This is a genomic window from Cryobacterium sp. M15 (genome assembly GCF_002929675.1).
In the GTDB taxonomy this organism is placed as follows: Bacteria; Actinomycetota; Actinomycetes; order Actinomycetales; family Microbacteriaceae; genus Cryobacterium; species Cryobacterium lyxosi.
Genome location: NZ_PJJW01000031.1, coordinates 38,693 through 62,500 on the forward strand (window position 1 = coordinate 38,693; position 23,808 = coordinate 62,500).

At 61.4% G+C, this 23,808-nt stretch carries 21 protein-coding genes; 12 read left to right on the plus strand and 9 right to left on the minus strand.

Annotated features, from left to right (window positions below; translation table 11 throughout):
• Positions 1 to 4: 4 nt before the first annotated feature.
• Positions 5 to 2,098 carry a transglycosylase domain-containing protein gene (locus tag CXY83_RS03905; RefSeq protein WP_158251823.1) on the plus strand — a complete coding sequence of 698 codons (2,094 nt, stop codon included), beginning with the start codon at positions 5 to 7 and terminating at the stop codon, positions 2,096 to 2,098.
• Positions 2,099 to 2,345: 247 nt separating this feature from the next.
• The gene (gene chrA / locus CXY83_RS03910) at positions 2,346 to 3,545 is read left to right on the plus strand and encodes a chromate efflux transporter (protein WP_369831121.1); all 1,200 of its coding nucleotides are present in this window, start codon (positions 2,346 to 2,348) and stop codon (positions 3,543 to 3,545) included.
• Positions 3,546 to 3,682: 137 nt separating this feature from the next.
• Here chrA and CXY83_RS03915 read toward each other — a convergent pair whose 3' ends face one another.
• Entirely contained in the window at positions 3,683 to 4,393 is a 711-nt protein-coding gene (locus CXY83_RS03915; protein ID WP_104196096.1) for a TetR/AcrR family transcriptional regulator, read from the minus strand.
• A 274-nt stretch (positions 4,394 to 4,667) separates the two neighbouring features.
• Between CXY83_RS03915 and CXY83_RS03920 the strand changes: the two genes are divergently transcribed.
• The 7 genes from CXY83_RS03920 to CXY83_RS03945 all read left to right on the plus strand — a co-directional run bounded on the left by CXY83_RS03920 (position 4,668) and on the right by CXY83_RS03945 (position 12,306).
• Positions 4,668 to 6,293, plus strand: coding sequence for a class I adenylate-forming enzyme family protein (locus CXY83_RS03920; RefSeq protein WP_104196097.1), 1,626 nt, complete (start codon positions 4,668 to 4,670; stop codon positions 6,291 to 6,293).
• Positions 6,290 to 7,072, plus strand: coding sequence for an SDR family oxidoreductase (locus CXY83_RS03925; RefSeq protein ID WP_104196098.1), 783 nt, complete (start codon positions 6,290 to 6,292; stop codon positions 7,070 to 7,072). The genes CXY83_RS03920 and CXY83_RS03925 overlap by 4 nt, the downstream gene beginning before the upstream one ends.
• 42 nt (positions 7,073 to 7,114) lie before the next feature.
• A complete protein-coding gene (locus CXY83_RS03930) occupies positions 7,115 to 8,428 on the plus strand; it encodes an acyl-CoA dehydrogenase family protein (protein WP_104196099.1) in 1,314 nt (437 codons plus the stop codon).
• Positions 8,428 to 9,528, plus strand: a complete 1,101-nt coding sequence (locus tag CXY83_RS03935; RefSeq protein WP_199184876.1) for a phosphotransferase family protein — start codon at positions 8,428 to 8,430, stop codon at positions 9,526 to 9,528. The genes CXY83_RS03930 and CXY83_RS03935 overlap by 1 nt, the downstream gene beginning before the upstream one ends.
• Before the next feature lie 45 nt (positions 9,529 to 9,573).
• On the plus strand, positions 9,574 to 10,758 hold the full coding sequence (locus CXY83_RS03940; RefSeq protein ID WP_104196101.1) for a thiolase family protein: 1,185 nt from the start codon (positions 9,574 to 9,576) through the stop codon (positions 10,756 to 10,758).
• Positions 10,755 to 10,919 carry a 3-hydroxyacyl-CoA dehydrogenase NAD-binding domain-containing protein gene (locus tag CXY83_RS18525; RefSeq protein WP_134571678.1) on the plus strand — a complete coding sequence of 55 codons (165 nt, stop codon included), beginning with the start codon at positions 10,755 to 10,757 and terminating at the stop codon, positions 10,917 to 10,919. The genes CXY83_RS03940 and CXY83_RS18525 overlap by 4 nt, the downstream gene beginning before the upstream one ends.
• Before the next feature lie 76 nt (positions 10,920 to 10,995).
• Positions 10,996 to 12,306, plus strand: a complete 1,311-nt coding sequence (locus CXY83_RS03945; protein WP_104196102.1) for an MFS transporter — start codon at positions 10,996 to 10,998, stop codon at positions 12,304 to 12,306.
• 39 nt (positions 12,307 to 12,345) lie between these two features.
• Here CXY83_RS03945 and CXY83_RS03950 read toward each other — a convergent pair whose 3' ends face one another.
• From CXY83_RS03950 to CXY83_RS03970, 5 genes are all read right to left on the minus strand, one after another.
• Positions 12,346 to 13,287, minus strand: a complete 942-nt coding sequence (locus CXY83_RS03950; RefSeq protein WP_104196103.1) for an aldose 1-epimerase family protein — start codon at positions 13,285 to 13,287, stop codon at positions 12,346 to 12,348.
• A gap of 29 nt (positions 13,288 to 13,316) precedes the next feature.
• Positions 13,317 to 14,303: a glycoside hydrolase family 43 protein gene (locus CXY83_RS03955; RefSeq protein ID WP_104196104.1), complete on the minus strand. Its 987-nt coding sequence runs from the start codon at positions 14,301 to 14,303 to the stop codon at positions 13,317 to 13,319.
• A 6-nt stretch (positions 14,304 to 14,309) separates the two neighbouring features.
• Complete coding sequence (locus CXY83_RS03960) at positions 14,310 to 15,197, minus strand: carbohydrate ABC transporter permease (protein ID WP_233200563.1); 888 nt, start codon at positions 15,195 to 15,197, stop codon at positions 14,310 to 14,312.
• On the minus strand, positions 15,194 to 16,117 hold the full coding sequence (locus CXY83_RS03965) for a carbohydrate ABC transporter permease (protein ID WP_104196105.1): 924 nt from the start codon (positions 16,115 to 16,117) through the stop codon (positions 15,194 to 15,196). The genes CXY83_RS03960 and CXY83_RS03965 overlap by 4 nt, the downstream gene beginning before the upstream one ends.
• Positions 16,118 to 16,210: 93 nt before the next feature.
• Complete coding sequence (locus CXY83_RS03970) at positions 16,211 to 17,518, minus strand: ABC transporter substrate-binding protein (protein WP_104196106.1); 1,308 nt, start codon at positions 17,516 to 17,518, stop codon at positions 16,211 to 16,213.
• Between the two features lie 221 nt (positions 17,519 to 17,739).
• On the opposite strand from CXY83_RS03970, the gene CXY83_RS03975 reads away from it, so the two are divergent.
• Genes CXY83_RS03975 through CXY83_RS03985 form a run of 3 tightly spaced genes read left to right on the plus strand, consistent with a single transcriptional unit; the run spans position 17,740 to position 21,952 of the window.
• A complete protein-coding gene (locus CXY83_RS03975) occupies positions 17,740 to 18,753 on the plus strand; it encodes a LacI family DNA-binding transcriptional regulator (RefSeq protein ID WP_104196107.1) in 1,014 nt (337 codons plus the stop codon).
• A 55-nt stretch (positions 18,754 to 18,808) separates the two neighbouring features.
• Positions 18,809 to 20,644 (plus strand): glycoside hydrolase family 2 protein, encoded by a 1,836-nt coding sequence (locus CXY83_RS03980; protein WP_104196108.1) that lies wholly within the window; start codon positions 18,809 to 18,811, stop codon positions 20,642 to 20,644.
• Between the two features lie 3 nt (positions 20,645 to 20,647).
• A complete protein-coding gene (locus CXY83_RS03985; protein ID WP_199184878.1) occupies positions 20,648 to 21,952 on the plus strand; it encodes an FAD-binding domain-containing protein in 1,305 nt (434 codons plus the stop codon).
• 120 nt (positions 21,953 to 22,072) lie between these two features.
• On the opposite strand, the gene CXY83_RS03990 is transcribed toward CXY83_RS03985, so the two are convergent.
• From CXY83_RS03990 to CXY83_RS04000, 3 genes are all read right to left on the minus strand, one after another.
• Positions 22,073 to 22,288, minus strand: coding sequence for a DUF2945 domain-containing protein (locus tag CXY83_RS03990; RefSeq protein WP_104196145.1), 216 nt, complete (start codon positions 22,286 to 22,288; stop codon positions 22,073 to 22,075).
• A gap of 325 nt (positions 22,289 to 22,613) precedes the next feature.
• Positions 22,614 to 23,222: a hypothetical protein gene (locus tag CXY83_RS03995; RefSeq protein WP_104196109.1), complete on the minus strand. Its 609-nt coding sequence runs from the start codon at positions 23,220 to 23,222 to the stop codon at positions 22,614 to 22,616.
• Positions 23,209 to 23,781 carry an RNA polymerase sigma factor gene (locus CXY83_RS04000; RefSeq protein WP_199184879.1) on the minus strand — a complete coding sequence of 191 codons (573 nt, stop codon included), beginning with the start codon at positions 23,779 to 23,781 and terminating at the stop codon, positions 23,209 to 23,211. Before CXY83_RS04000 ends, CXY83_RS03995 begins: the two co-directional genes overlap by 14 nt.
• Between the last annotated feature and the right edge of the window lie 27 nt (positions 23,782 to 23,808).

Genomic DNA, 23,808 nt, shown 5'->3' on the forward strand with positions numbered 1-23,808 from the left:
CGGGATGAGTGTCGTCGCCGGCGTCCTCGTGACGGCGGGTATGGCGCCGGTGGTCGCGTTGGCCGGCGTGAGCGCAACGCACACCATCACGGTCCTTGACAGCCTGCCGGACTATCTGGGAATCGAGCAGCTCTCGCAAAAGAGCAACATTTATGCCACCCAGGACGATGGCACCCCCGTACTGCTTGCGTCGTTCTACGACCAGAATCGGGTCGAGGTTGAATCGGATGCCATCAGTCAATTTGTGAAGGACGCCGCGGTCTCGGGTGAGGATCCTCGTTTCTTCGAGCACAACGGTATTGATATTCAGGGCACGCTGCGCGCGGTTGTGAGCAACACATTTAGCGATTCGCTGCGGGGAGGATCATCGATCACTCAGCAGTATGTCAAGAACGTTCTCGTGCAGAAATGCGAAGTCATCGCCGAGCAGGAGCAGAGCGACCTGTGCTACACGGCGGCCACGGAGATCACCGCCGAGCGCAAACTTCGCGAAATGCGCTTCGCGATCGCCGTGGAGAAGAAGTACGACAAGGCGGACATTCTTCGCCAGTACCTCAACATCACGGGCTTCGGTGGCACGGTCTACGGTATTGAGGCAGCGGCCAATCATTATTTCAACACGACAGCGGCGGCAGTGACTCTGCCGCAGGCCGCAAGCCTCGTGGCGATCGTGAACAACCCACGAAAGTTCCAGCTCGATATACCGGACAGTGTCACCAATGGCGCCGCCAACGACTATGCCGCCAATAAGATGCGCCGCGATTATATTCTCGGGGAAATGCTTGCCGAGGAGAAGATCTCCGCCGCCCAGTACGAGGCAGCGGTCGCCACGGTGATCGCCCCGGTCATCACTGCGCCCAGTACCGGCTGCGCTACGGCCGGCGCCAACGCCTACTTCTGCGACTATGTCGTGCACGCACTTCAGACCGACCCCACTTTTGGTGAAGACGAAGAAACGCGGCTGCTTAATTTTCGCCGTGGTGGGTACGACGTGTACACCACGCTGGACCTGGATCTGCAGGGTGCGGCCGTGACAACCATGAACGAAAACGTTCCCAAGATCTCCGACGCGGGAGACGTGGGTGCCGTCATTTCCAGTGTTCAGGTCGGCACCGGTAGGGTGCTCGCCATGACCCAGAACAAGGACTACAGCCAGGATCCGGCCGTGCTGAATTCCGGGACCAACTACAGTGCCATCAACTACAATACCGACCGTGCCGCCGGGGGCTCGAGCGGTTTTCGGCCCGGTTCCACCTACAAAGTATTCACGCTGGCCGAATGGCTAAGCGAGGGGCATTCCCTCAACGAGCGCGTTGATTCTGAGCGCACATCGCACTGGGGCGCTTTCCAAGACAGTTGCCGGGGTACGCAGCGTTACCCCGGGTGGAACCCCCGCAACGACTCATTGAATCAAAATAGATCCAATTACAGCGCTCTCGAATCGACCATCAATTCCTACAACACCGGGTACCTGGGCATGGCGAAAGAGCTGGATCTGTGCGGTATCCGCAAGACCGCAGAGGCCTTCGACGTGCACCGCGCCGACGGCAACCCACTTCGCCAGGGAGCCAGTTCCGTGCTCGGCACCAACGAAATCGCGCCCCTGACCATGGCCGTCGCCTTCGCCGGTATCGCCAACGACGGGGTGACCTGCACACCGGTCGTCGTCGATCGAATCGTGGCCGCCGATGGCACCGAACTGCCCGTTCCGGAATCCGAGTGCAGCGCATCGGTTGAGCCCACCGTATCGGGCGCCATGGCCTACGCCATGCAGCGCGTGATGAGCGAGGGCACCGCCCGCTCGTCGTATTACCGAACCAGTCCCCGCGTTCCGATGATCGGCAAAACCGGAACCACGGGTGGCGCAGCGGATACCTGGATGAGTGGCGCGAGCACCGAGGTGGCAACCGTGGCCGGTGTCGTGAGCGTCACGGGCTCCCTCGACCAACGCTCCATGTACTTCGACAGCGGATACGCCGCTACGGCCCGCCATCGGATGTGGCCTGACGTCATGTCCGTCGCCAATGCGAAGTATGGCGGAGACGACTTCGCTGACGGATCCCCCAGTGCTCTCCGCACGCGTCGCACCTCGAACTGAGTCCGGGAGGCTCGGCAGCAGCTCTACCGTCTTGTCTCCCCTGGGAGATAAGGCACTTGGGTTTCGAGACACTACATTTCGCTTTTATCGAGTCGTCGCTTCAGCGCAGAGGGTGGTCGGCTCGTTAACCTCATCGTGCGACACTCTGCCTGTGGCCAGAAAAGTAACTGACGAACAAACTACTAGCCAGACTGAGCGAGAAGTGGGCAAAGCAATACCCTTCGAGGGCGGCACGGCTGACCATCGCTTGCGCGGGAGCGTCTGGGAGGTCTTTTGGGTATTTCTGAGAATGGGACTGACGTCCTTCGGCGGCCCAGCGGCACATCTCGGATATTTTCGTGGGGAATTAGTCCAACGCCGCAGATGGCTGAGCGACAGCGATTACGCAGACCTGGTCGCGCTCGGCCAATTCCTCCCCGGCCCCGCGTCGAGCCAGGTCGGATTCGGCTTGGGACTCTTCCGAGCAGGTCCGTTCGGCGCTATCGCCGCATTCATCGCTTTCACTCTGCCCTCCGCCGTCTTGATGGTCGCTTTCGCGTACGGCGCGAGCGCATTCCAAGGCGTAGTCGGTTCCGGAATTATCCGTGGGCTCACGATCGTCGCCGTTGCGATTGTCGCTCAGGCTGTCTGGGGAATGGCACGAACTCTCACACCCGATCCCGCCCGCGCATCCATCGCAGTGATTGCCGCTCTGGGCGTACTTCTGCTTGCGGGCTCGATGGGGCAGATCATCGCTCTTCTGGTGGGCGCGTGTGCTGGCCTGATTTTTTGCCGTGCCGGCGCCGGCGCCGTGACAGAAATGATCCGATTCCCGGTCTCCCGCGTCGCCGGATGGATCTGCCTCTCACTCTTCGTGATCCTGCTTGTCGTATTGCCACCCTTGGCTGCCGCGACGAAATGGGGGGCTATCGATTTGTTTGACGCGTTCTACCGGGCCGGAGCGTTGGTGTTTGGCGGTGGTCATGTTGTGCTGCCGCTGTTGCAAACCGGGGTCATGGATACCGGGTGGGTTTCGCCGGATCAATTCCTCACTGGATACAGTGCGGCGCAGGCATTGCCCGGTCCTTTGTTCACATTCGCGGCGTATCTCGGAACCCTCTCAACCGTGGGTCCTGGCGGTATCGCAGGCGCTACTCTCGCTCTTACCGGTGTGTTCCTCCCCGGACTGCTTCTCCTGATCGGGGTAATCCCGTTCTGGAATGCGTTCCGATTGCGAGCGTGGGCCCAAGCGCTCATGCGCGGCGCGAACGCTGCTGTTGTCGGCGTCCTCGCCGCAGCGCTGTACGACCCCGTCTTCACCACCGCGATTACTGGTCCTGCCCCGTTCGTCCTGGCTCTTATATGTTTCGTGCTACTCATCACCTGGCGCACACCGGCCTGGGCTGTCGTAGCCGTCGGTGCTGCCGGTGGGATAGCGCTTACTTTTTTGCCCGGAGGCGTACTCTAAGGCGGCGACGATCTCTGCGGCAATAGGGTCGTTTTGCCCGGTGTCGATATCAGGACTGCCGACGCCTCGGACACCCCCGCCGAACGCTTCAATGAGCTGCCGATCACTGAATAGATCACCCAGCGTTGCAACGACCCCTAGAAACCATCGCGGTCTGGCCTGCCTCGTTCATCTGTTCGCACAGGTATGGGCGCCGTGGGGGGGCTCTGTCTTCGAGAACCTGAGCCGACCCCCAACGTCATCCGGGCGATGTTGGCGTATCGAACGGCCAGCTCTTCGGGCGAAAGCTCACCGTCACGGCGGTACCACTGTGCAATACCAGTACACATAGTCACGATGGCTCGACTGGTGTCTTTGGGGTGCTCAGCGTCAAAGATCCCCTCGCGCATACCCTGATTGATGATGTCGTCCACCATCTGCTGCTGCTTATCGCGGGATGTGATGTGCGCCAATCGCGACTCGCCTTCCAGACTTCGGATCTCACTAGCAGCAATGAAGGCGAGCTCACTGCGATGAGCGTGAAAGAGCGCCAGACATTCGATCAGAAGTCGAAACTGTTCCTCCACTGAGGAACCTGCCTCCGCTACGGCGTCTTCGCTCCTGACCAGTAAATCCTGCATCGCGAACTGCACGATCGCCACCAGCAGCGCCTGCTTGGAGGCGTAGTGGTGATAGAGGCCCGGTACGGAGAGCTTGGCCCGAGCGGCCACAGTGCGAATCGTCGTGCCGTGATAGCCGTGCTCCACAAAGCTATCCAAAGCCGCTTGTAGCAGGGGTGGCAGAGTGTTGTCGGAGTATTTGCGCCATACGGCTTCATCCCCGACTCTCTTCGCAGTCTCAACTTTCACGAATACTCCTTCACCTGTTGACGCCTGATTGCCATTGTCTGTCTTGACAGATGATGACGTCTACTCCAGACTAACTCCTACCGAGCGATCGCTCGGTAGGAGTTAGTAAAGTCAATTCCGGCGACGATGCCGGAGAGGGGCGGCTGTCGTGACTCGTTCATCTGTGACCAATCGTTGTGAAATCGGCTCTTTCGTCCAGGGTCGTCCTGGGATCAACGCCGTAGAAGATTCTCAGACCGCACCAGACGTGCTCAGCCGGGAAGTACGTGCAGGGATGCGGTACGAGTCCACCGTAGAGGCGTGGAAGGCCCGCGTCGCCGGCAACCCTGAGCGCGTCGCCCTTCGCTACTTCGATGGCTGGATGACGGCCGCCCAAGTCGACCGCGCCTCCGACGCTCTCGCCGTAGCGCTCGTGGCCCGCGGCACAATTCGCGGTGCCCGGGTCGGCATTTACCTCCAGAACACCCCGCACTATGCGCTCGCCCTGCTGGCCCTCTGGAAATTGGGAGCGACGGCGCTGTTGCTGAATCCCATGTACAAACGTCGCGAGCTGCGACGCCTCGTTGACGACTCGGGTGCCATCGGTGTTATTTGTGCCGATACGGCTGAGTTGGAAACTCGCCAAACGCTAGCCGGAAGCACGGTTTGCTGGCTCATCACTACCTCTGCACGTGACTTCCAGACGCGAAACGATCCGCGCAGTTGTGACATGACAGCACGCCCAGCGGCTTCAACTGACGGGGACGTCGCCGCTCTGATTCGCGAATTCGACGGCTTGCGACCCGCTGACATTGCGCTGACCCGCGACGACGTGGCGCTCTTGACCTATACCTCGGGCACGACCGGCCCGCCAAAGGGCGCCATGAACACCCACGAAAACGTCTTAGCCGTCGCCACGACGTTTGGCCGCTTTGCACGGCTGGCCCCCGGTGACATCGTCATGGCCGTGGCCCCACTATTTCATATCACTGGCGCCGTGATTAACGCTGCGATCTCGCTGTTCACCGACACAACCCTGGTTTTCACGGGCCGCTTCGACCCCGATATCGTCTTGGAGGCCTTTGCCGAGCATCGGGTCAGCTTTACCATCGGCTCGATTACCGTGTTCAACGCGATTTTGGCGCTTCCGCATGCCAGTGCCAGCCATTTTGCCTCCGTCAAGACTCTGTACTCCGGTGGGGCCCCAATCCCGCCGGCTACCGTGGAGCGCTTCCACAAGCGCTTCGGCGTCTACATCTACAACGCCTATGGATTAACCGAAAGCACGTCCGGTGTGATTGCCGTTCCGCCCTGCGCCACAGCGCCCGTCGACGCCTCCAGCGGCACCCTGTCCATCGGCATTCCATTACCGCACGTTGTAGCCAGAGTCATCGATCCGAACGGTCACCCCGTTCCACCGGGTACTCAGGGCGAGCTGGAATTATCTGGCCCCCAGATCATCCCGGGTTACTGGAATAATCCGGATGCCACCGCCCACGCAATGCCCGAGGGCAGGTTCCGCACCGGCGACGTGGCCATCATCGACACACAAGGCTGGATTTATCTGGTGGACCGGCTGAAAGACCAGATCAACGTCTCCGGGTACAAGGTCTGGCCCCGCGAAGTCGAGGACACGCTGTATGAACATCCCGCAGTCCATGAGGCCGCCGTGATCGGCCAGTCGGATGAGTACCGCGGCGAAACAGTCGTCGCTTTCGTCTCCCTGAAATCAGGTGTATTGGTCACTCCAGCCGAACTCATCGCATTCACCAAAGAGCGTCTCGCAGCTTACAAGTACCCCCGCATCGTGCACATCGTCGACGACCTACCTAAGACACAGACCGGAAAAATTCGCCGCCAGGAGCTCCGTGATGAAAACACGGCAGCCCAGGGCATACTGCACCCGAAAGAGAAATTATGAGCGAGCAATCCGTGCAAGCGCACCGCCTTGAGGGCAAGACGGCCATCGTCACGGGTGCCAGTCGCGGGATCGGGCTGGCCATCGCCTTGCGGCTGGTGGCCGAGGGCGCCCAGGTCTGTATCACCGCCCGTAACGCCGAGGCGTTACACGATGCGGCCGCCCAGTTTCCGAAAGGATCCGTAATCCCGCTCGCCGGCAAAGCCCACGATCCGGACCACCGCCTCGAAGTTCTCAATGCTGTCGCCGAAACATTCGGCCAGCTGGACGTCCTCGTCAACAATGCGGGCATCAACCCCGTCTACGGTTCGGTGATGGATCTCGACCTTGCCGCCGCGCGCAAGATCACCGAGGTGAACGTCTTCGGCACCCTGGCCTGGATTCAGGATGCTTATCGCCACGTTGCCCTGGATTTCGCCGGCCGCGGCGGCACCGTGATCAACGTGTCTTCGGTCACCGGGCAGACACCGGCACCCGGCATCGGTTTCTATGGCGTGACCAAGGCCGCCATTGCACATCTGACCCGCACCCTCGCCGTTGAAATGGGACCGAAGATACGGGTGAATGCGGTTGCACCGGCGGTTGTCAAGACGCAATTCGCCCAGGCCCTCTACGAAGGCAAGGAGGCGGAAGTCGCCGCGAGATATCCCCTGGGCCGCCTCGGCAATCCAGAGGATATCGCCGCCACCGTTGCCTTTCTCGCGTCCTCAGATTCGGCCTGGATCACCGGCCAGGTCATCAACCTCGACGGCGGCCTGCTTGCAGCCGGCGGCACCGCTTAACACGCCACTCATCGGCCCCCGGCCGCGGAAGGAAATAGAACAATGAGCACCGAGTCACTGCCCGCCGACATCGAAGATTTGCGCATCCGCACCCGCGAATTCATCCGCAGCACGGTTATTCCCGCCGAGCCACGGCCGGGCGAGCGCCTGGCCCAGTCCACCCGCGACCGACTACAGGCGGCAGCGAAGGCCGCCAATGTCTTCGCTCCGCACGTACCTCAGGAATTCGGCGGCCAGGGCGTCCCCATCCAGCACTGGTCCGCGATCTTTCAAGAGGCCGGATATTCCCCGATCGGCGCGTCCGCGCTCAACTGCATGGCGCCGGACGAGGGCAATATGCACATGCTGAACCTAATCGCCACGGAGGCGCAGAAACAGCGCTACCTTGTGCCCCTGGCCGCCGGCACGTCACGGTCCTGCTTCGGAATGACCGAACCACACCCTGGCGCCGGTTCAGATCCGGCCGCCCTGCTCACCGAGGCCACAAAGGTCGACGGCGGATGGTCCATCAATGGTCACAAACGATTCACCAGCGGCGCCGACGGCGCAGCCTTCTGCATCGTGATGGCCCACACCGAGGCCGTCGAAGACGCCCCGACCGGTGCCACCATGTTTCTGGTCGATTTCGACAACCCAGGCATCCGGCTCGGTGAAAACATCCACACCATGGACCGTGCCATCGCTGGCGGCCATCCCCACATTTATCTTGAAGACTGCTTTGTAGCGGATGACGCGGTACTGGGGGCCGTCGGGCTCGGCTTCACATATGCCCAAGTGCGCCTCGGCCCAGCACGTCTCACCCACTGCATGCGCTGGCTCGGACTGGCCCGGCGCTCGCTGGACATTGCCCTGGACCGAATCGAGCGCCGCGAAATGTTCGGCTCCCCGATGAAGAACCTGGGCCTTGCCCAGGAACTGATCGCCCAGTCCGTGATCGACATCGAAACCTCCGACGCCATCATCGATAAGACCGCCGCGCTGCTCGAAACGGATCCACGGGCAGGATCCGCGATGTCCTCCATCGCAAAGGTGCACTGCTCGGAGGCGATCTTCCGGGTGGTCGACCGCGCCATCCAGCTCTGCGGTGGCGACGGGGTTTCGGACGGGCTTCCCCTGGCTGCCTACCTAAACGAGGTGCGACCGTTTCGGATTTACGACGGCGCCAACGAGACCCACAAATGGGCCATTTCCCGGCGCGCATCGGCGGCGCGAAAGCGAGCCGTCGACGAAGGAGAGCCGTACCTGGCCGACGTGCACGGCTCCGATCTGCACAGCTCCGATCAGCACGGCGCTGCCGCGGGCAGTACCGACCTGCACGCCACTGATCTCGACACCGCGCTGGCAGGAATCCGGTGATGCGCACCATGCCCGACGGTGTCGAAGTCGTCGCCAACTACGCCGACGCAGCGCGGCTGGGTTTGCCGCCGCTTCTCATTCTCGACGCGGTCGAAGAGTTCATGGATGCCAAAGGGCTCGGTATCGGGCCGCTGTCCTGGTGTCGAATCGGTGACGGGCAGTCCAATGTCACCTACCGTCTCCAGCGCGGCACCGAGGTGTTTGTGTTGCGCCGCGGCCCCCGTCCGCCCCTGCCGCGATCCACCCACGACATGGTTCGTGAGGCTCGGATCCAACAGCTGGTCAGAAAACAGGGGGTGCCGGTTCCCGAAATTCTCGCAATTTGTGACGACGAGTCGCTTCTCGGCGTTCCCTTCTACATCATGTCTTTCCTCGGCGGCACCGTTATCACCGATCGAATCCCTGACTACCTCAGCACCACGGCGCAGCGCAAGGCGACCAGCGCCGCCGTTGTCGACACCCTGGTTCAGCTACATCAGGTGGATGTTTCCGCTGGAGAACTGGCCGCGTTCGGACGCCCGGAAGGCTACCTGAAGCGACAGGTCCAGCGATTTTCCGCCCTGTGGGAGGTGAACACCACCCGGAATCTGCCCGAGGTCCTCAGCATCGGCGGCTGGCTGGAACGCAATATTCCCACCAGCCAGGCCGCCACGGTGATCCACGGTGACTTCCGGGCCGGCAACCTGATGTTCGAACCGTCGTCCCCGGCACGCGTGATGGCCATCCTGGACTGGGAAATGGCCACGGTGGGTGACCCGTTGGCGGATCTCGGTTATCTCACGGCAACCTATTCGGAACCGGGAAGTTTTTCTACGCCGCTCGAATTGACCACAGTGACCCGCGAACCCGGATACCTCACCCGCGAACAGCTCATTTCGCGGTACCGCGAGCGGATGCATGTGGACTTGGACGTGCTGCCCTGGTACCAGACGCTGGCACTGTGGAAGGCATCCATCTTCTGCGAGGCCATTTACACCCGCTGGCTCAAGGGTGAACGACCGGGCGACACCGGCTTCGGCCCCTCGTTGGAAGAAGGCATCCCGAGGCTGCTGGACGGTGCCCGGCAATTTGCCGGCGTCGGGTCGACCGTCGCATCCTGAACCCTTTCACGCCATTGCCCGGCACGTCAGAGAAACGAGATTGCAGTGTCACAGCAGAAGATAGTCATCGTTGACGGAGCCAGAACGCCCGTCGGGAAATACAACGGGGCCCTGGCGGCCGTGCCAGCACACCAGCTGGGCGCCATTGCTGCGGCCGCGGCAATGGCACGCAGCGGCGTTACTGCGGACGACATCGACGAGGTCATCATGGGCTGCGTCGGCCAAGCCGGTGCGGATGCCTACAACGCCCGCCGCGTCGCTCTGGCAGCCGGCGTGCCCGAGCGCACCCCCGCCTTCACCGTGAACAGGCTCTGCGGTAGCGGACTGCAGGCCATCTGGTCGGCTGCGCAGCAGCTGCGCTGGGGTGGAGCCGACGTTATCCTGGCCGGCGGCGATGAATCGATGTCCCGGATGCCCTTCCTGGATTACAACGCCCGCGGCAATGCCCGGCTGGGCGACCGCACCCAGGTGGACGGCACGCTGGCCATGCTCATCGACCCGTTCAGCGAAAAACATATGGGTGTCACGGCCGAAAATGTGGCCAAAAAATACGGGGTGTCTCGGCGGGAGCAGGATGAGTTTGCCTGCGAAAGCCAACGCCGAGCAGGCACCGCGGAAGCTCAGGCGGTATTTCTTGCGGAAATCACACCGGTTCTGGTTCCGGGGAAAAAGCCGGTGACGGTGACCGTCGATGAGGCGCCGCGCCCGCACACTACCCTCGAGACGCTGCAGGGGCTCCGCCCGGCGTTTCAGACGGGGGGAAGCGTAACCGCCGGCAACTCATCGGGAATCAACGATGGCGCAGCAGCCGTTATTTTGATGAAGGACAGCACCGCCCGCGACCGAGGACTCGGTGGCCTGGCCACTCTGGAATATGTCGCGACGGCCGGGATCGATCCGGCGCTGATGGGTTATGCCCCGGCCCTGGCGCTGCGAAAACTCTTTGACGAGACCGGACTCAGTCCGGCAGACATTGAGATCGTCGAGCTGAACGAAGCCTTCGCGGCCCAGTCCGTCGCCGTCATCCGCGACCTGAAACTTGATCCAGAAAAGACGAACCCCTACGGCGGGGCCATCTCTATGGGTCACCCGATCGGAGCGACCGGCGCCATTTTGACCCTCCGCGCCGCCCGGCATTTGCAGCGCACCGGCACGGAATATGGCATCGTCACGCTCTGCATCGGCGGCGGCCAGGCACTCGCCGCTCTGATCAGGAGGTACGAGGCATGACGCCCCGAACCGGAATATCAAGAATCAAAACAGTGGGTGTTGTCGGCTCGGGCGCACTGGGCCGCGGAATCGCCGAAAGCTGCCTCCGTGCGCGCCGGACGGTGCCTCTTCATGACACTTCAGCCGAAAGACCGGAGCCAGGTTCTACCCGCACGACATAATTTCCGACTTGCGACCCATCGACATCCCGCTTGGGTGCGATGACGTGAATATCTTGAGGCAAAGGAGCCTTTTCTGATGACCCAGATCGACGAGACCGACAACGACACAGCCCGAGAAGCCAGCGGCGTCACCGAACGGTCGAAACGGCGGGACCTGATCGCCAGCACTCTCGGCAACGTTCTCGAATGGTATGAGTGGAGCGCCTACGCGGTCTTTGCGCCGTTCATCGCCGCTGCTATGTTCAACCCCGAGGATCCCATCTCCGGACTCCTCTCCACCCTGGGAGTATTCGCCGTCGGCTTCCTGATGCGACCGCTCGGCGGCATCGTCTTCGGCCTGGTCGCCGACCGGCGCGGACGCAAATTCGTCCTGGTCACGACAATGCTCATGATGGCTGGCGGAAGCCTGGCCATGGCTGTGATGCCGACATATCAGAATGCCGGCGCCTGGGCGTCACTCCTGCTGCTCATGGTCAGGGTCATCCAAGGGTTTGCGCACGGCGGAGAAACCGCGACCGCTTATACCTACGTAGCCGAGATTGCGCCGCGACGCCATCGCGGGCTCTGGGGCAGTGCCGTCTTCATCGCTATCTTCGGCGGGTCGGTATTGGCCTATGGTGTCGCCGGCGGGGTGACCAGCATCATGCCCGACGACAGTGTCGCGGCTTGGGGATGGCGCATCCCGTTCATCCTCGGCGCTTTCCTCGCCCTTGCAGCTCTTTACATGCGACGCAACATGGGTGAGAGCGAGGTCTTCGACGAACACACGACCGGAGCCGAAAAGCCGGCCCCGCTGCCGAAAGCTCAGGTTGCCCGAACAATCGTGCTGATGATCGCCATGACTTCCGGGGTGACAGCGGCCCATTACACCTGGACCTCGTACGCCTCCACCTACGCAATCACCCAAAAAGGCATGGACTCGGGCACCGCTTTCTGGATGACCCTGACGGCCCAGTTGATCGCCCTGGCAACCCTGCCGCTCTGGGGGTGGATTTCCGACCGAGTCGGTCGGCGCCCGATGATGCTGATCTTCGCCGTACTCATGATCGCGCTTTCCCTCCCCCTGACTGCCATGATCACTTCGGCGGGGTGGACGCTCCTGCTCGCCTCGGCGATCGCTTTAGTGATCGTCGCCATCCCCGGAGCTTTGCTCTCGGCCATTCTCTCCGAGAATTTTCCGACCAGAATTCGTACCCGGGCCATCGGTTTCGCCTATTCCATTTCAGTGGCCGTGTTCGGCGGCACCGCTCCCTACTTAAACGCCCTCCTCAACTCGCTGGATGTTGGCTGGCTCTCCAGCGTGTACATCATTGTTCTCTGCGCGTGCACAGGGATCGCCTGTTTCATCATGAAGGAAACGAAAGGCATCGACTTGAAAGACGCCTGATTCTGTGGTCGGCGGTGGTGCGGCGTTACCGTTACCTAACTAGTCGATGGCTTGAATCGTCCACGAAGCGCCTGCCGAGTCTCCTGGCTGAAGGACGTTCAGGTTCACCCCGGAGTTGAAAGCATCCGGGGGGCAGGTCATTGGTTCGACGGCGAGTCCGATTCTGTCAATCGAGGGTTCGGGTTGGTCAGCCGTGTGCACTTGCACCCAGGGGCATTCGCCAGCCCACGCCAGTGCCACTCCACTACCCGCGCTTGTCGTCACTCGAACTGTCGCGTTGCCTTCGTCGTCCCGGTCCAGACTCGTGAAGGCATGGTCCATGAAGGTGTCATTGATCGTCCGTGGCGCGCGAAAATCAAATACGGCGAGATCACTTTCGTTGACGTCACGAAGGCGAAGGGGAATGAGACGTTCAGGAGTCACGGTCAGTATTTTCCTGGCTGGGAGTTCGAGCGTCCAGTCGTTGACACGGCCGTCGCCGGCGACAAGGTAGGGGTGCGGAGCAATACCAAACGGGGCAGCATTTGAGCCGGCATTCATTGCCGTCACAGTCGTTCGAAGGCCCCCAGCGTCAAGGGCAAAAGCCACCTCCAGTGTCACCCGGTGCGGGTATCCAGGTTGCGCCTCGATAGTTGCTTCGACAACCAGCCGACGGGTCGTCTGCCTCACCACAGCAAAGTCCAGCCAGGACGCGAGTCCGTGGAGTGCGTGTCCCCTTGACGGCTCGGTAATACTCAGCTGTTGCTCGATGCCACCGAATGTGTACCTTCCATCAACGACTCGGTTCGGCCACGGTGCCAGGATGGCGCCGCGAAAGAACGGTCGCACCTGGTCGGCGTCGAACGGCACGATGAGGTTTCGCCCGTGATACTGGAGCGATCGAATGCTCGCGCCGATGCTCGCGATCGAGGCGGTGTAGCCGTTAGCCTCGAGAACGAATTGTGTTCCCGACAGCGGCCTGCGCGAGACAGAATTTCCCATGGGGCACCATTCAGTTGGGGTCGAATTGCTTAGTCGGGGATCACGACCCGAGGAATGTCGGCGTCCCAATCAGCCTCAGCAACGTGCAATGCGCGGTATGTGTAGTCCTTGTCCCACGCATGGAAAACGATGTAATCCTTACCACCCACGTCCATGACCAGGTCTTGGCCACCAGGCCCGCGATAGAGACCCCCCGAGGTGTCGGTCGAGAGGATGGGGCCAATCTCCTTGGTCCACGGGCCGTCGATTGAGGCAGCCGTTGCCGCACCGACGGCGTACTGATCATCTCCGTAGGAGTTCGCGGAGTAGAGCATCACAAGTCCTGAACCTCGAGCCACAATGGTCGGAGCCTCGATAAGGTTGCCTTCCCAGTCTTCGGTTTGCTTCAGGATCCTGATGGGATCGCTCGTGAGGCTACGTCCATTCGGAGAGAGCGTAGCCGCTTGAATCCACGTGTCGAGTTCGCAACAGTTCCCGTCATTTTTCCAGACGAGATACAGGACGTCGTCGATGACGACGGTGCTTGCATCGATTGCACCGCCTTGGTCTTCTGGACACACGATCATGGCGTCGCCCTGAACGGTGAATGGTCCGGCTGGATCGGTGGCTGTGGCAACACCGATGCACTGCAGGGTTGGCGCAAAATTCGTCGCCGTGAAGTACATAACGAAGGAGTCATCGGTGAGTCGTGTTACTTCGGGTGCCCAGGTCTTCCCCGGAATGATCCAGCTCGGGAGCTCCGGCAACGCGTCGGGAAGGACCTTCCAGTCGAGAAGATCGGTAGACGAGGCCACCTGCACGTTGCGGTTGCTGTCGTTGGTGGCATAGGCGAAGTACGTGCCGTCCACCTCCACCACATCGGGGTCAGCAAAATTCACATTGAGTACTGGGGCGCCTGCTGTGACGAGCGCCGGGGGCGCCGATTGCTCTGCAGCCGCCGTGCAGCCGGTCACCGCGAAGGCGGTCAAAGTGGCTGCAGACACCCAGGCCAACGCTGCGCGGCGAGTCGACTTCATGGGGTGCTAGCCCTTAACGCCGGAGCGAGAAACGCCCTCAATGATGAAGCGCTGGAGAAAGATGAACAGCGCGAGCACCGGCACGCTCGCGACGACCGCGCCGGCCATGAGTAGGTCATAGCGCACAGCATTTGCGGATTGAAGCGTGGACAGGCCAGCGGGCAGGGTTTGTACCTCCGGGCTGAACAAGACGTAAACGGGCCAGAGGAAGTCATTCCAGTTGCCGAGAAAGGCGAGCAGCGCGAGTGTTGCAAGAGCTGGTTTGGCGAGCGGTAGAACCACTTGCATGAAGATCACAAATCGGTTCGCCCCATCGAGCCGGGCGGCCTCCTCCAACTCGATCGGCAGGCCCACGAAGAACTGTCGCATGAAGAACACTCCAAAAGCGGATGCCGCCGTTGGAATGATGATCGCGACAAGGGAGTTGAGCCACCCCAGTTCACTCACGATGAGGTAATTGGGAATCACCAGAATTACCGGCGGCACCAGAAGAGTCGCGACGATGATAACGAAAACGAAATTCTTGCCGCGAAACTGCATTCGTGCCAGCGGATACGCCGCGAGTGACGCAGTGATGACGGCCAGCGTGGCGTTGAGGGCGGCTGCGACCATGCTGTTTGCGAACCATTGCAGCACCGGTGTCGCGGTGCCGGGAGCGAGGATAGACGCAAAAGCCTGCAGAGAAATCGGATTGGGAATCCACGACGGTGGAATAGCAGTCGCGTCGGCCCGGGTCTTGAGGCTGGTCACGATCATGAAGATGATCGGGCTGATGAACGCGATCGCGATCGCGCCGAGAACGACGACTCGAGTGATGCTGCCACTCCCCCGGCGTGCTCGGGCTCCCGCACGCACCGTCGTCGTCGTTGTCGTCGTCTTCGTGAAATTACTCACGAGCGCACCTCCTTCTCGAGCTTCTTGGGCTGTTTCTCGCGAAAGATATAGAAGACAAAGGCGCTGATGGCCATGAGGAAGATGGTTAGTACGTAACTCATCGCTGCTGCGCTGCCCATCTGAAAGTTGCGTAGACCTGTGTCGGCGATCTGATAAATAGCCGTGCGCGTTTCACGTCCGGGGCCACCCTGGGTCATGAGATATGACTGACCGAACATATTGGCGGATGCGAGGAGGGTGATGATCGTGATGAACGACAGGATGGGCCGGAGCCCGGGGATCGTCACGTGCAGAAACTGCAACCATGGTCCGGCCCCATCAACACGTGCAGCTTCATAGAGCTCGATCGGGATGTCCTGAAGGCCGGCAAGGTAGATGACGGCGTTGAATCCGAGCGTCCACCAAACAGTCACTCCCACGAGCGCGACCCAGGCCGCGGGCGTCGTAGTTGTCCACGCGGTGTCGTCCGGGAGTCCGAGGAGTCCCAGATAGTGGTTCACGAGTCCGATGTTGTTGTCGAGCAGGTATCTCCAGAGTACGGAGATGACGGCGACGCCGAGTACGTAGGGGGCAAAGTAGATAGCTCGGAGAAAGTCCCGTCCGGGAAACTTCTTGCTCATGAGTAGGGCAACGGCGAGTGGGACGATCAGGAGCAGCGGCACGCTGAGTACCGTGAAGATTCCGGTGGCCCGCATAGATCCCCAGAACGGGCCAGAAACCGTCGATCCGGGCGAGAACAAGGCAACGTAGTTATCGAGGCCGACAAAGGGTTTGTTCGGCAGCGTGTAGTCCCAGGAATGAAGACTGATCCACACCCCTAGAACTGCCGGGAGGATGACGAAGCTGCCAAACAGCAGCAGGTAGGGGGCGAGAAAGAGCCAGGGTGTTGCAATCCCCTGTTGCCGAGTGCCCGCTCGCATTCCACTTTTGTTCTGCGACTCCGGTTCGGAAGCCGAGGGGCGGCGCGCCCTCCCCGTAGGAAGTGCGCGCTCACCTACCTTGGTCGACATGGGTCAGCCCCCGAACGAGGCTTTGTTGTCGTCCATGAGTTGCGTCGCCGAGTCGGCGGCTTTTTTGAGCGCCTCGCTCGGTGTCGTCGTTCCCTGAACCCCGTCGGCGACGGCGATTTCGAGGGTCTCGGCCTGCACTCCACCGATCCCGGGAATGGGCGGCAGGAAACGCATCGAATCGATCGTCCCCGCGATTGCTTCCTGCGGGAGCCCCTTGAGGGCACCTGCATCTCGCACTGACTGACGAGCGGGGATCATGCCCGAGCCTGCCCACTCGGCCGATTGCTCGCTCATCCAGGCGATGAATACCTTTGAAGCGTCGACCTTGTTCTGGTCGGCGTTGCTCTGGCGCGGAAGGAAGAAGTTATGGGAGTTGGCCCAAACAGCGTCTGTTTCGCCGATTGTGGGAATCGGGGCGACCTCGTACGGAAGACCGGACTCGGCTAGATCGTTGATCTGCCAGATGCCGTCCCATGTAATCGAGGTCTCACCGTTCTTGAAAGCGACGTATTGAGAGTCGATGGCGACGTCACTCGGGCTATAACCGTCGTCCACCACAGAGCGCTGCCATTCAAGTGCCTCTACCCCGGCCGCTGAATCAAACGTTGCTCCGTCGTCGCCGTACGGTTCACCGCCGTTCTGCCAGAGCAAGGAGAGATTCATGAGGTGGCTTGGCCACCTCGTCGGCATCCAGAAGGGAGTTTCATAGCCAGCTGCCTGAAGCTTGTCGAGGGCATCTTGGAAGGAAGCCGCGTCGGTCGGGGCCTCCGTGATCCCCGCGGCGGCGAAATGTTCGGTGTTGTAGTACATGGCTAGGGAGTGCACGTCGAGCGGGATACCGTATCGGGCGTCTTTATAGACGCCGGCATCCCAGACTTCCTCGGTGAAGTCATCCGACGTCAGACCCAATTCCTCGGCGAGATCGTCGATCGGTACTATGACGCTTCGCGCGGCATTGGTCGCTAGCTGGTCCAGGTGCATCACGCCGACGTCCGGGCCCTCTCCAGCGGTCACCGCAGCGGGAAGACGCTGGTAGAAGTCAGTCCATTGCATCGTGTTTGAGACAACCTTGATGTTGTCGTGCTCCGCGTTGAAGTCGGAGACCATCGTTTCCATGAACGGGCCATCACCGCCGGTGAATCCGTTCCAGTAGGACAGCTCGACTTCAGGTCCGGCGTATTCACCGGTGAAGGGCTCACTTGCCGCCTGGTCGGTTCCGCCCGCGGAGCATCCGGCGAGAACCAGCACAAGTGCGGCACCGAGAGCGGTGACCCCCAGTACTCGCCGCCCGGAGAAGTCTTTCTGCTTCATGATCGTTCGTCCTCCTCATTGAAAACATCGCTCCGCGACCCATGCGCAAAGCCGGCCTCATTCTCCCCGCACGTCACGGTGCGTCAAACAAGTGCCTACAGCTAATGTACAGCGCTAGAAAAATATTTGTATATATGTTTAGCAAATCCGACCCACGTGCCGTTTCCAGCGCCAGCTGCAGTCGCCCTAGGATGGACCGGACCGGACTGGACGGGACAAACATGGCAAGAATTCGACTCATCGACGTTGCGGAACTTGCAGGCGTGTCCATGAAGACCGTCTCGAACGTCGTTCACAGCTATCCCCACGTGGCTCCAGCCCTTCGCGAGAAGGTGCAAGCCGCCATCGACCAGCTCGGGTATCGCCCCAACCTGACGGCACGGCGCTTGGCTACCGGGAAAACCGGAATGATCGCCCTGGCCATCCCTGAAATCGACCACCCGTACTTTTCGGAGCTTTCACGCCACATGGCCGAGGAAGCAACCCGGCGGGGATACCGCGTCATCATCGAGCAGACGTTGAGCGATCCTGATTTAGAGCGAGCGGTACTCATCGATCGCGAAGCGGGGCTGGTCGACGGCGTGATCTTTCACCCCGTCCGCATGGAAACGCTTGACATTGCCAAGCTCGATGCTGGCACTTCCCTGGTTTTACTGGGCGAGGCCGCCATGCCCGTTATGACCGACCACGTGATGATCGACAACGTCTCGGCCGCCCTCGATGCTACTCGGCATCTTTTGGCAAGCGGATGCCGTCGCATTGCCTTCCTCGGAGTCATCGCGGCCGACATCACTGGTTCGACTAATCAGCGTCTTCTTGGCTACCAACAGGGCCTGCTGGAGGCAGGGGTTCGATTGGATCCCGAGCTCGTCTTCACTGCGCTGGAATTCACGGCGGAGGCCGGCCTTCGTTCAGTCGCTGAGGCGATCGAGCGCGGGGTGCGTTTCGACGGCGTGGTCTGTCGCGACGACCGGTTCGCGATCGGCGCACTGAAGGCCCTCCATGATTCCGGGCGATCGGTACCCGGTGATGTAGCCGTGGTCGGCTGGGACAACACCTTCCTGGGTGCATACACCTCCCCGACGCTCACCTCGGTGGCGCCAAAGAAGACCGAACTTGTCGCGGCTGCCTTCGATCTCCTCGAGGAACGAATTGCTGGATATCGAGGCGTTGGCCGGCACGTGATCGTGGGGCATTCGCTCGCAGTGCGCGAGAGCGCTCCACACAGTCCCTAGCGTCTCCAATCACGCAAAACTTTACAGCGCTGTAATTTGACGGCATGATTGCGGTATGTCGCGTTCTCTCCGGTTTTCTGCCAGTGCCCAGGGTGGCGTGTACCCCCGCCCCCAACTTGTTCGCCAGACTTGGCACGACCTGGCCGGCGAGTGGGCATTCGAACACGACGACCGGGACATTGGCAGGAACGAGCGCTGGTTCGCAAATGCTTCGCACCTGAGCCAGGTCATCACCGTTCCATTCCCCCCCGAGTCAGAGTTGTCCGGAATCAGCGACCCTGGCTTCCACCCCGTGGTCTGGTACTCGCGCGTCATCAGCGCAGAAGACGTGGCCGCGAGCGGTCGTTCTTTAGAGCGTGACCGGGTGATACTGCATTTTGGGGCTGTTGACTACCGCGCATCTGTATGGATCGACGGCCAGTTCCTTGGGTCACACGAGGGCGGCCAGACGCCGTTCTCCTTTGACGTCACCGAAGCGCTGACGCTCCAAAAGGACTGCGTGCTCGTGGTTCGTGCTGAGGATGACCCTCACGACGTCGCTCAGCCGCGCGGCAAACAGGATTGGCTTGAAGAGCCGCACGTGATTTGGTACCACCGTACGACGGGCATTTGGCAACCGGTCTGGCTCGAGTCTGTGCCAGTCCAGCGCATCGAAGCACTGAATTGGACCCCGAATGCGCAGGCTGGGAACGTTGAGATCGAGGTGGGCCTGAGCCGACGACCGGCGAGCGGTGTAAGCATGCAGGTGGAACTGTCCATCGCGGGCGAAATCCTTGCGAGGCAGTCCTTCTTGACCCTGGAGCTGCGCTCTCTGGCAACCATTCAGATTGCGCGACAGTCAAACGGCCAGGCCTTTGAGACTCTGTTGTGGTCGCCGGAAAACCCGCGACTTATTGACGCGCATGTGTCAATCATTGCTGACGACGGGAGCATTCTCGACGATTCTTACTCGTATTTTGGGTTACGCAGCGCCAGCGTCGCGGGCGGTAGGTTCCTGCTCAATGACCGACCCTATTTCGTACGATCGGTGCTCGAGCAGGGATACTGGCCACAGTCGCACCTCGCTGCCCCTTCAGCCGAAGCCCTGCGCGCCGAGGTGGAGCTCATCAAGGCCCTCGGGTTCAACGCCGCAAGAATTCACGAAAAGGTCGAGGACCCCCGATTTCTTTATTGGGCGGATCGGCTCGGACTTCTCATTTGGGGTGAAATGGGGAGCACCTACGAGTTCTCTTCGGAGGCAGTGTCGCGAGTCACCCGCGAATGGACCGATGTGGTGCGCCGTGACCGATCACATCCGTCAATAGTCACTTGGGTTCCCCTCAATGAGAGTTGGGGCGTTCAACAGATCGCACATGACGACGCCCAGATGAGCTTCGCCCAGTCGCTCTACCATCTGACCCGATCGCTCGATCCGAGCCGCCCCGTCATCTCCAATGATGGCTGGGAGCACGCGATTTCTGACATCCTTACGATCCATGACTACGCCGGTACGGCCGAACAGCTCGATACCAACTACCGGGACATCGACGCCATCCGTACCCTCGTTGCGGGTATGGGCCCGGCCGGCCGCCGCCTCCAGCTCATCCCCCGGGAGATCGAGGGTCAGTCGATTATGGTCACTGAATTCGGCGGGGTCAGCTTCGCGCCGGACGCTGCCGCTGATTCCTGGGGCTACACGACAGCAACGAGCTATGAGGACTTCGAAAGTCGAGTCTCAGGTCTCGTCGGCAGTCTTCGGGACAACCCGATACTCTCCGGCTTCTGTTACACCCAGCTAACGGACACCATGCAGGAGACGAACGGGCTGACCGACGCGAATAGGAAGCCCAAACTGCCGATCGCCGTCATCCGCAGTATCGTGTCCGGGGAAGGCGCGCCCCCCCTCGAGTGACGGGTGTCGCTGCGTCAAATCTGTACCCAGGCACCGGGTACGGATGATTACGAACGTGTCCTGCAGCTTTATATCGGCCGGCGTTATGATGACCCGGTGATCATTGATCTTGCTGGTATCTCCGCCGAAGACGTTGTCGATCGACACCTGTCGCACCTCGTGAGTGATCGAATCAGGGCAAGTCCCGACATCCGCGGCGGCCAAACGGCGGCGGATGCTGCGCTCGCCGCGTTTGACGTGACAGGGTATGCCGCGACACGCAACCGGGTACTTCCGGCATCGGGTCGCGGCGCCTCCCTGTTGTCGCCCTACATTCGCCACGGGTTGCTTCCTTTGCGGGAAGTCTGGAATGCAGCCGCCGGAGGTCCGGCACCGGATGTCTCCAAATTCCGTGACGAATTGTTCTGGCAGGAGTATGCCCGACATTTATATGCTCGTGTTGGCATGCACCTGCATCGCAATTTGCGGTTTGACGTTGCATGGTCGGGGGGATTTGCGCCAGCGGCCTGGCCGCGCGAAATGGCCTGCGTCGACTGGGCGCTCTCGAGTTTGGAGACGGACGGCTGGCTGGTGAACCAGTCTCGTATGTGGCTCGCCTCGCAGTACACGGTGCGATCCGGAGCAGGCTGGGTGGCCGGTCAGGAGTATTTTCATCGCCATCTGTTAGACGGTTCTCGCGCGGCCAACCTGCTCGGGTGGCAATGGACGGTTGGCGCAGGCTCCAGCAAACCCTATGGATTCGCGCGTTGGCAGGTCGAGAAACGCGCGCCTCAATTGTGCGCGGCGTGCCCCCTCAACCGCAACTGCCCGATTCAAAACTTTCCTGCAGACCGAGATCTGCACCCAGTTTTGAATCCGACTCCGCTGCTCGTGCGGGACGACGATCTTGCAACCACCCAAGGTCCCACCACGGTCGTCGAGCGCTCCACGCCGAAATCGGTCTTGCTCACGGTGGAATCGCTGGGCGATGCGGATCCCGCTCTTCTTGCGCATCCCCAGCTGCCGGCCGTCTTTATCTTTGACGAACCAGCCCTTGAAAGACTTCAGCTGTCGAGCAAAAGATTGGTATTTTTCGTCGAGACACTGCAGGACCTGGCTGCGCGGCGCGAGGTAATCGTACATCTCGGAGACCCGAGACGAATCGCTCCAGAACTCAGCGCCGCGATCACCTGGGCTCCGGTTCCGAGCTTCGAGAAATACGCCGGGACCGCGGTGGAGCTTCATCCATGGCCCTGGCTTGCCCAACCTCACGCCGGCTCTGTCCAGAGTTTTTCGGCGTGGCGCAAGAACCTTACGCGGCCGAAATAGCCTGAAAGTGCGTCACCGACCGGTGTGCGCAATAACATTCCGTGCAGAAATCGACCGTGCGCGCCAACCGATGCGCCGACGCCCGAAACGCCAGGGCTGGTTCCTGGCACTCCCTTGGTTCTAACGAGGCGACAGCTTGCGAAGGGCGCTGGCCTTGTGCGCGGCTTCGGCATCCGTCTTTTCAGATTTCACGATAAACGCCGGCTCATCTTTTGAGGCGTGAAACGTTTGGCCCGCAAAGTCGAAATCGCTCGTCTTCTTCTCGACTACCTCCCCCTGAGTTCGTCCTTGAGATGTCGCCCAACTCACCCGGTCGCCTGTACTGAAGTCTGTCATCCTCGAAGCATACGGACGGAGACGGATCTGGGCTAGCACGGCGGGGTTGGTATTAATTGCAATCGGCCTCGTGAGGCCGAAACGTCGGCGCTCTGCTGACAGACCGAGAGTGGTTTCAACACACAGAACAGGTTGCTCGCCGGATCGTCTCGAACCAGCCACGGCACGTCAACCTGACCCAGGTCAGCGGATGTTGCGCTGGGCGCCCCGTCCATGCGGCGTTCGACGGCGCTCGCACAGCGGTCGCACTGACCACCGTGGCGTTTCCGATACCAGAGGGGACGATTTCACGCACTATTGCCACCGGCCGCTTTGCGGGCCTGGATCAGCCGGGGAACGCTGCGTCGTAAACCGCGCGGAGCTCGGTGCTGTCGGCCCCGGTCACGCCGCAGCCGCTGATCGTTCCATCGACTGCGCCGACGAGGTAGCTCTGGCCGACCTCGAAGGGCACGCCCGAGAAGTCGGAGGCCACCGCATCGACTTGGGCTACTTCCACCCGGTCGGCGACGTCGCCGGTGAAGCGCTCCGTGACCCCCAACAAAATGGTCTCGCCCTGGATCTGCAGCACCGTCGCGGCGAACGCCTGCTGCTGCGCCGCGACGGTCGCCGGCTCGAGCACGAGGCAGCTGCCGCTCGCGAGGCCTCCACCGATGGGAGGCTGCAGCGTCTCGACGGTGGGTTCCGCACCGCCGAGCACGAGGGGCGCGACGATTGCGGCGGCGAGGGCGAGGCCGGCGGCGACACCGATTACCGGCCTCCACCGCCGAAAGTCGCGTCGCGGCGCCTCGGGGGTGACGATCCTGGTGCTGGAAGACTCGTCGGTCATGATCTGCTCCATTCTGTGGTCGAGCCACGTCGGCGAGGCAGGGGGCAGCCCGCGGGCCGGATCGGCGGCGCGCAGCTGATCGCGCAGCGCACGGTCATCGTCGTGCATCTTCGCTCCCTTCGTCATAAGTTATATGTCCGGCCGGGTTGCCGGATTTCAATAGCTCCTGCTTGAGTCGCGCCTTTGCACGGTGAAGTCGGATAGCCGCTGCGTTTGCGCTGATGCCGAGCACAACGGCAAGTTGTGGGCTCGTTAATTCGTCCCACGCCCACAGCCGCAGTATCTCGGCGTCGTTTCGACGCAGGCCAGCAAGGGCTGCGGTCACGCGGGCCGCCTTGGCTGTGCCATCGACGGTGGATGCGGCGGGGCTCTCGTCCGCAGCGGCCGGTGGCGGGTCGATAGCGATGATGCGGCCGATGAGACGGGTGCGGCGACGCTCGGCACGTCGGGCGTTGCTGAGGCACTGCCGCGCGACGACGATCGCCCACGGCAGGGCGTCGTCGGGCACTTCCTCAAGGCGGCGCCAGCACACCAGCAGGGTGTCGCCGATCACGTCGTCGGCCGTCGCAGCGTCGGTACGGCGGTGCAGGTAGCGGCTCACCGGGTCGATGACGAGTGCGACGAGGTGGCGCATCCGCTTCTCGCGGTTGGTGTCGGTGTCCGTCACAACTCTCATACTGAGGTATGTCCGGCA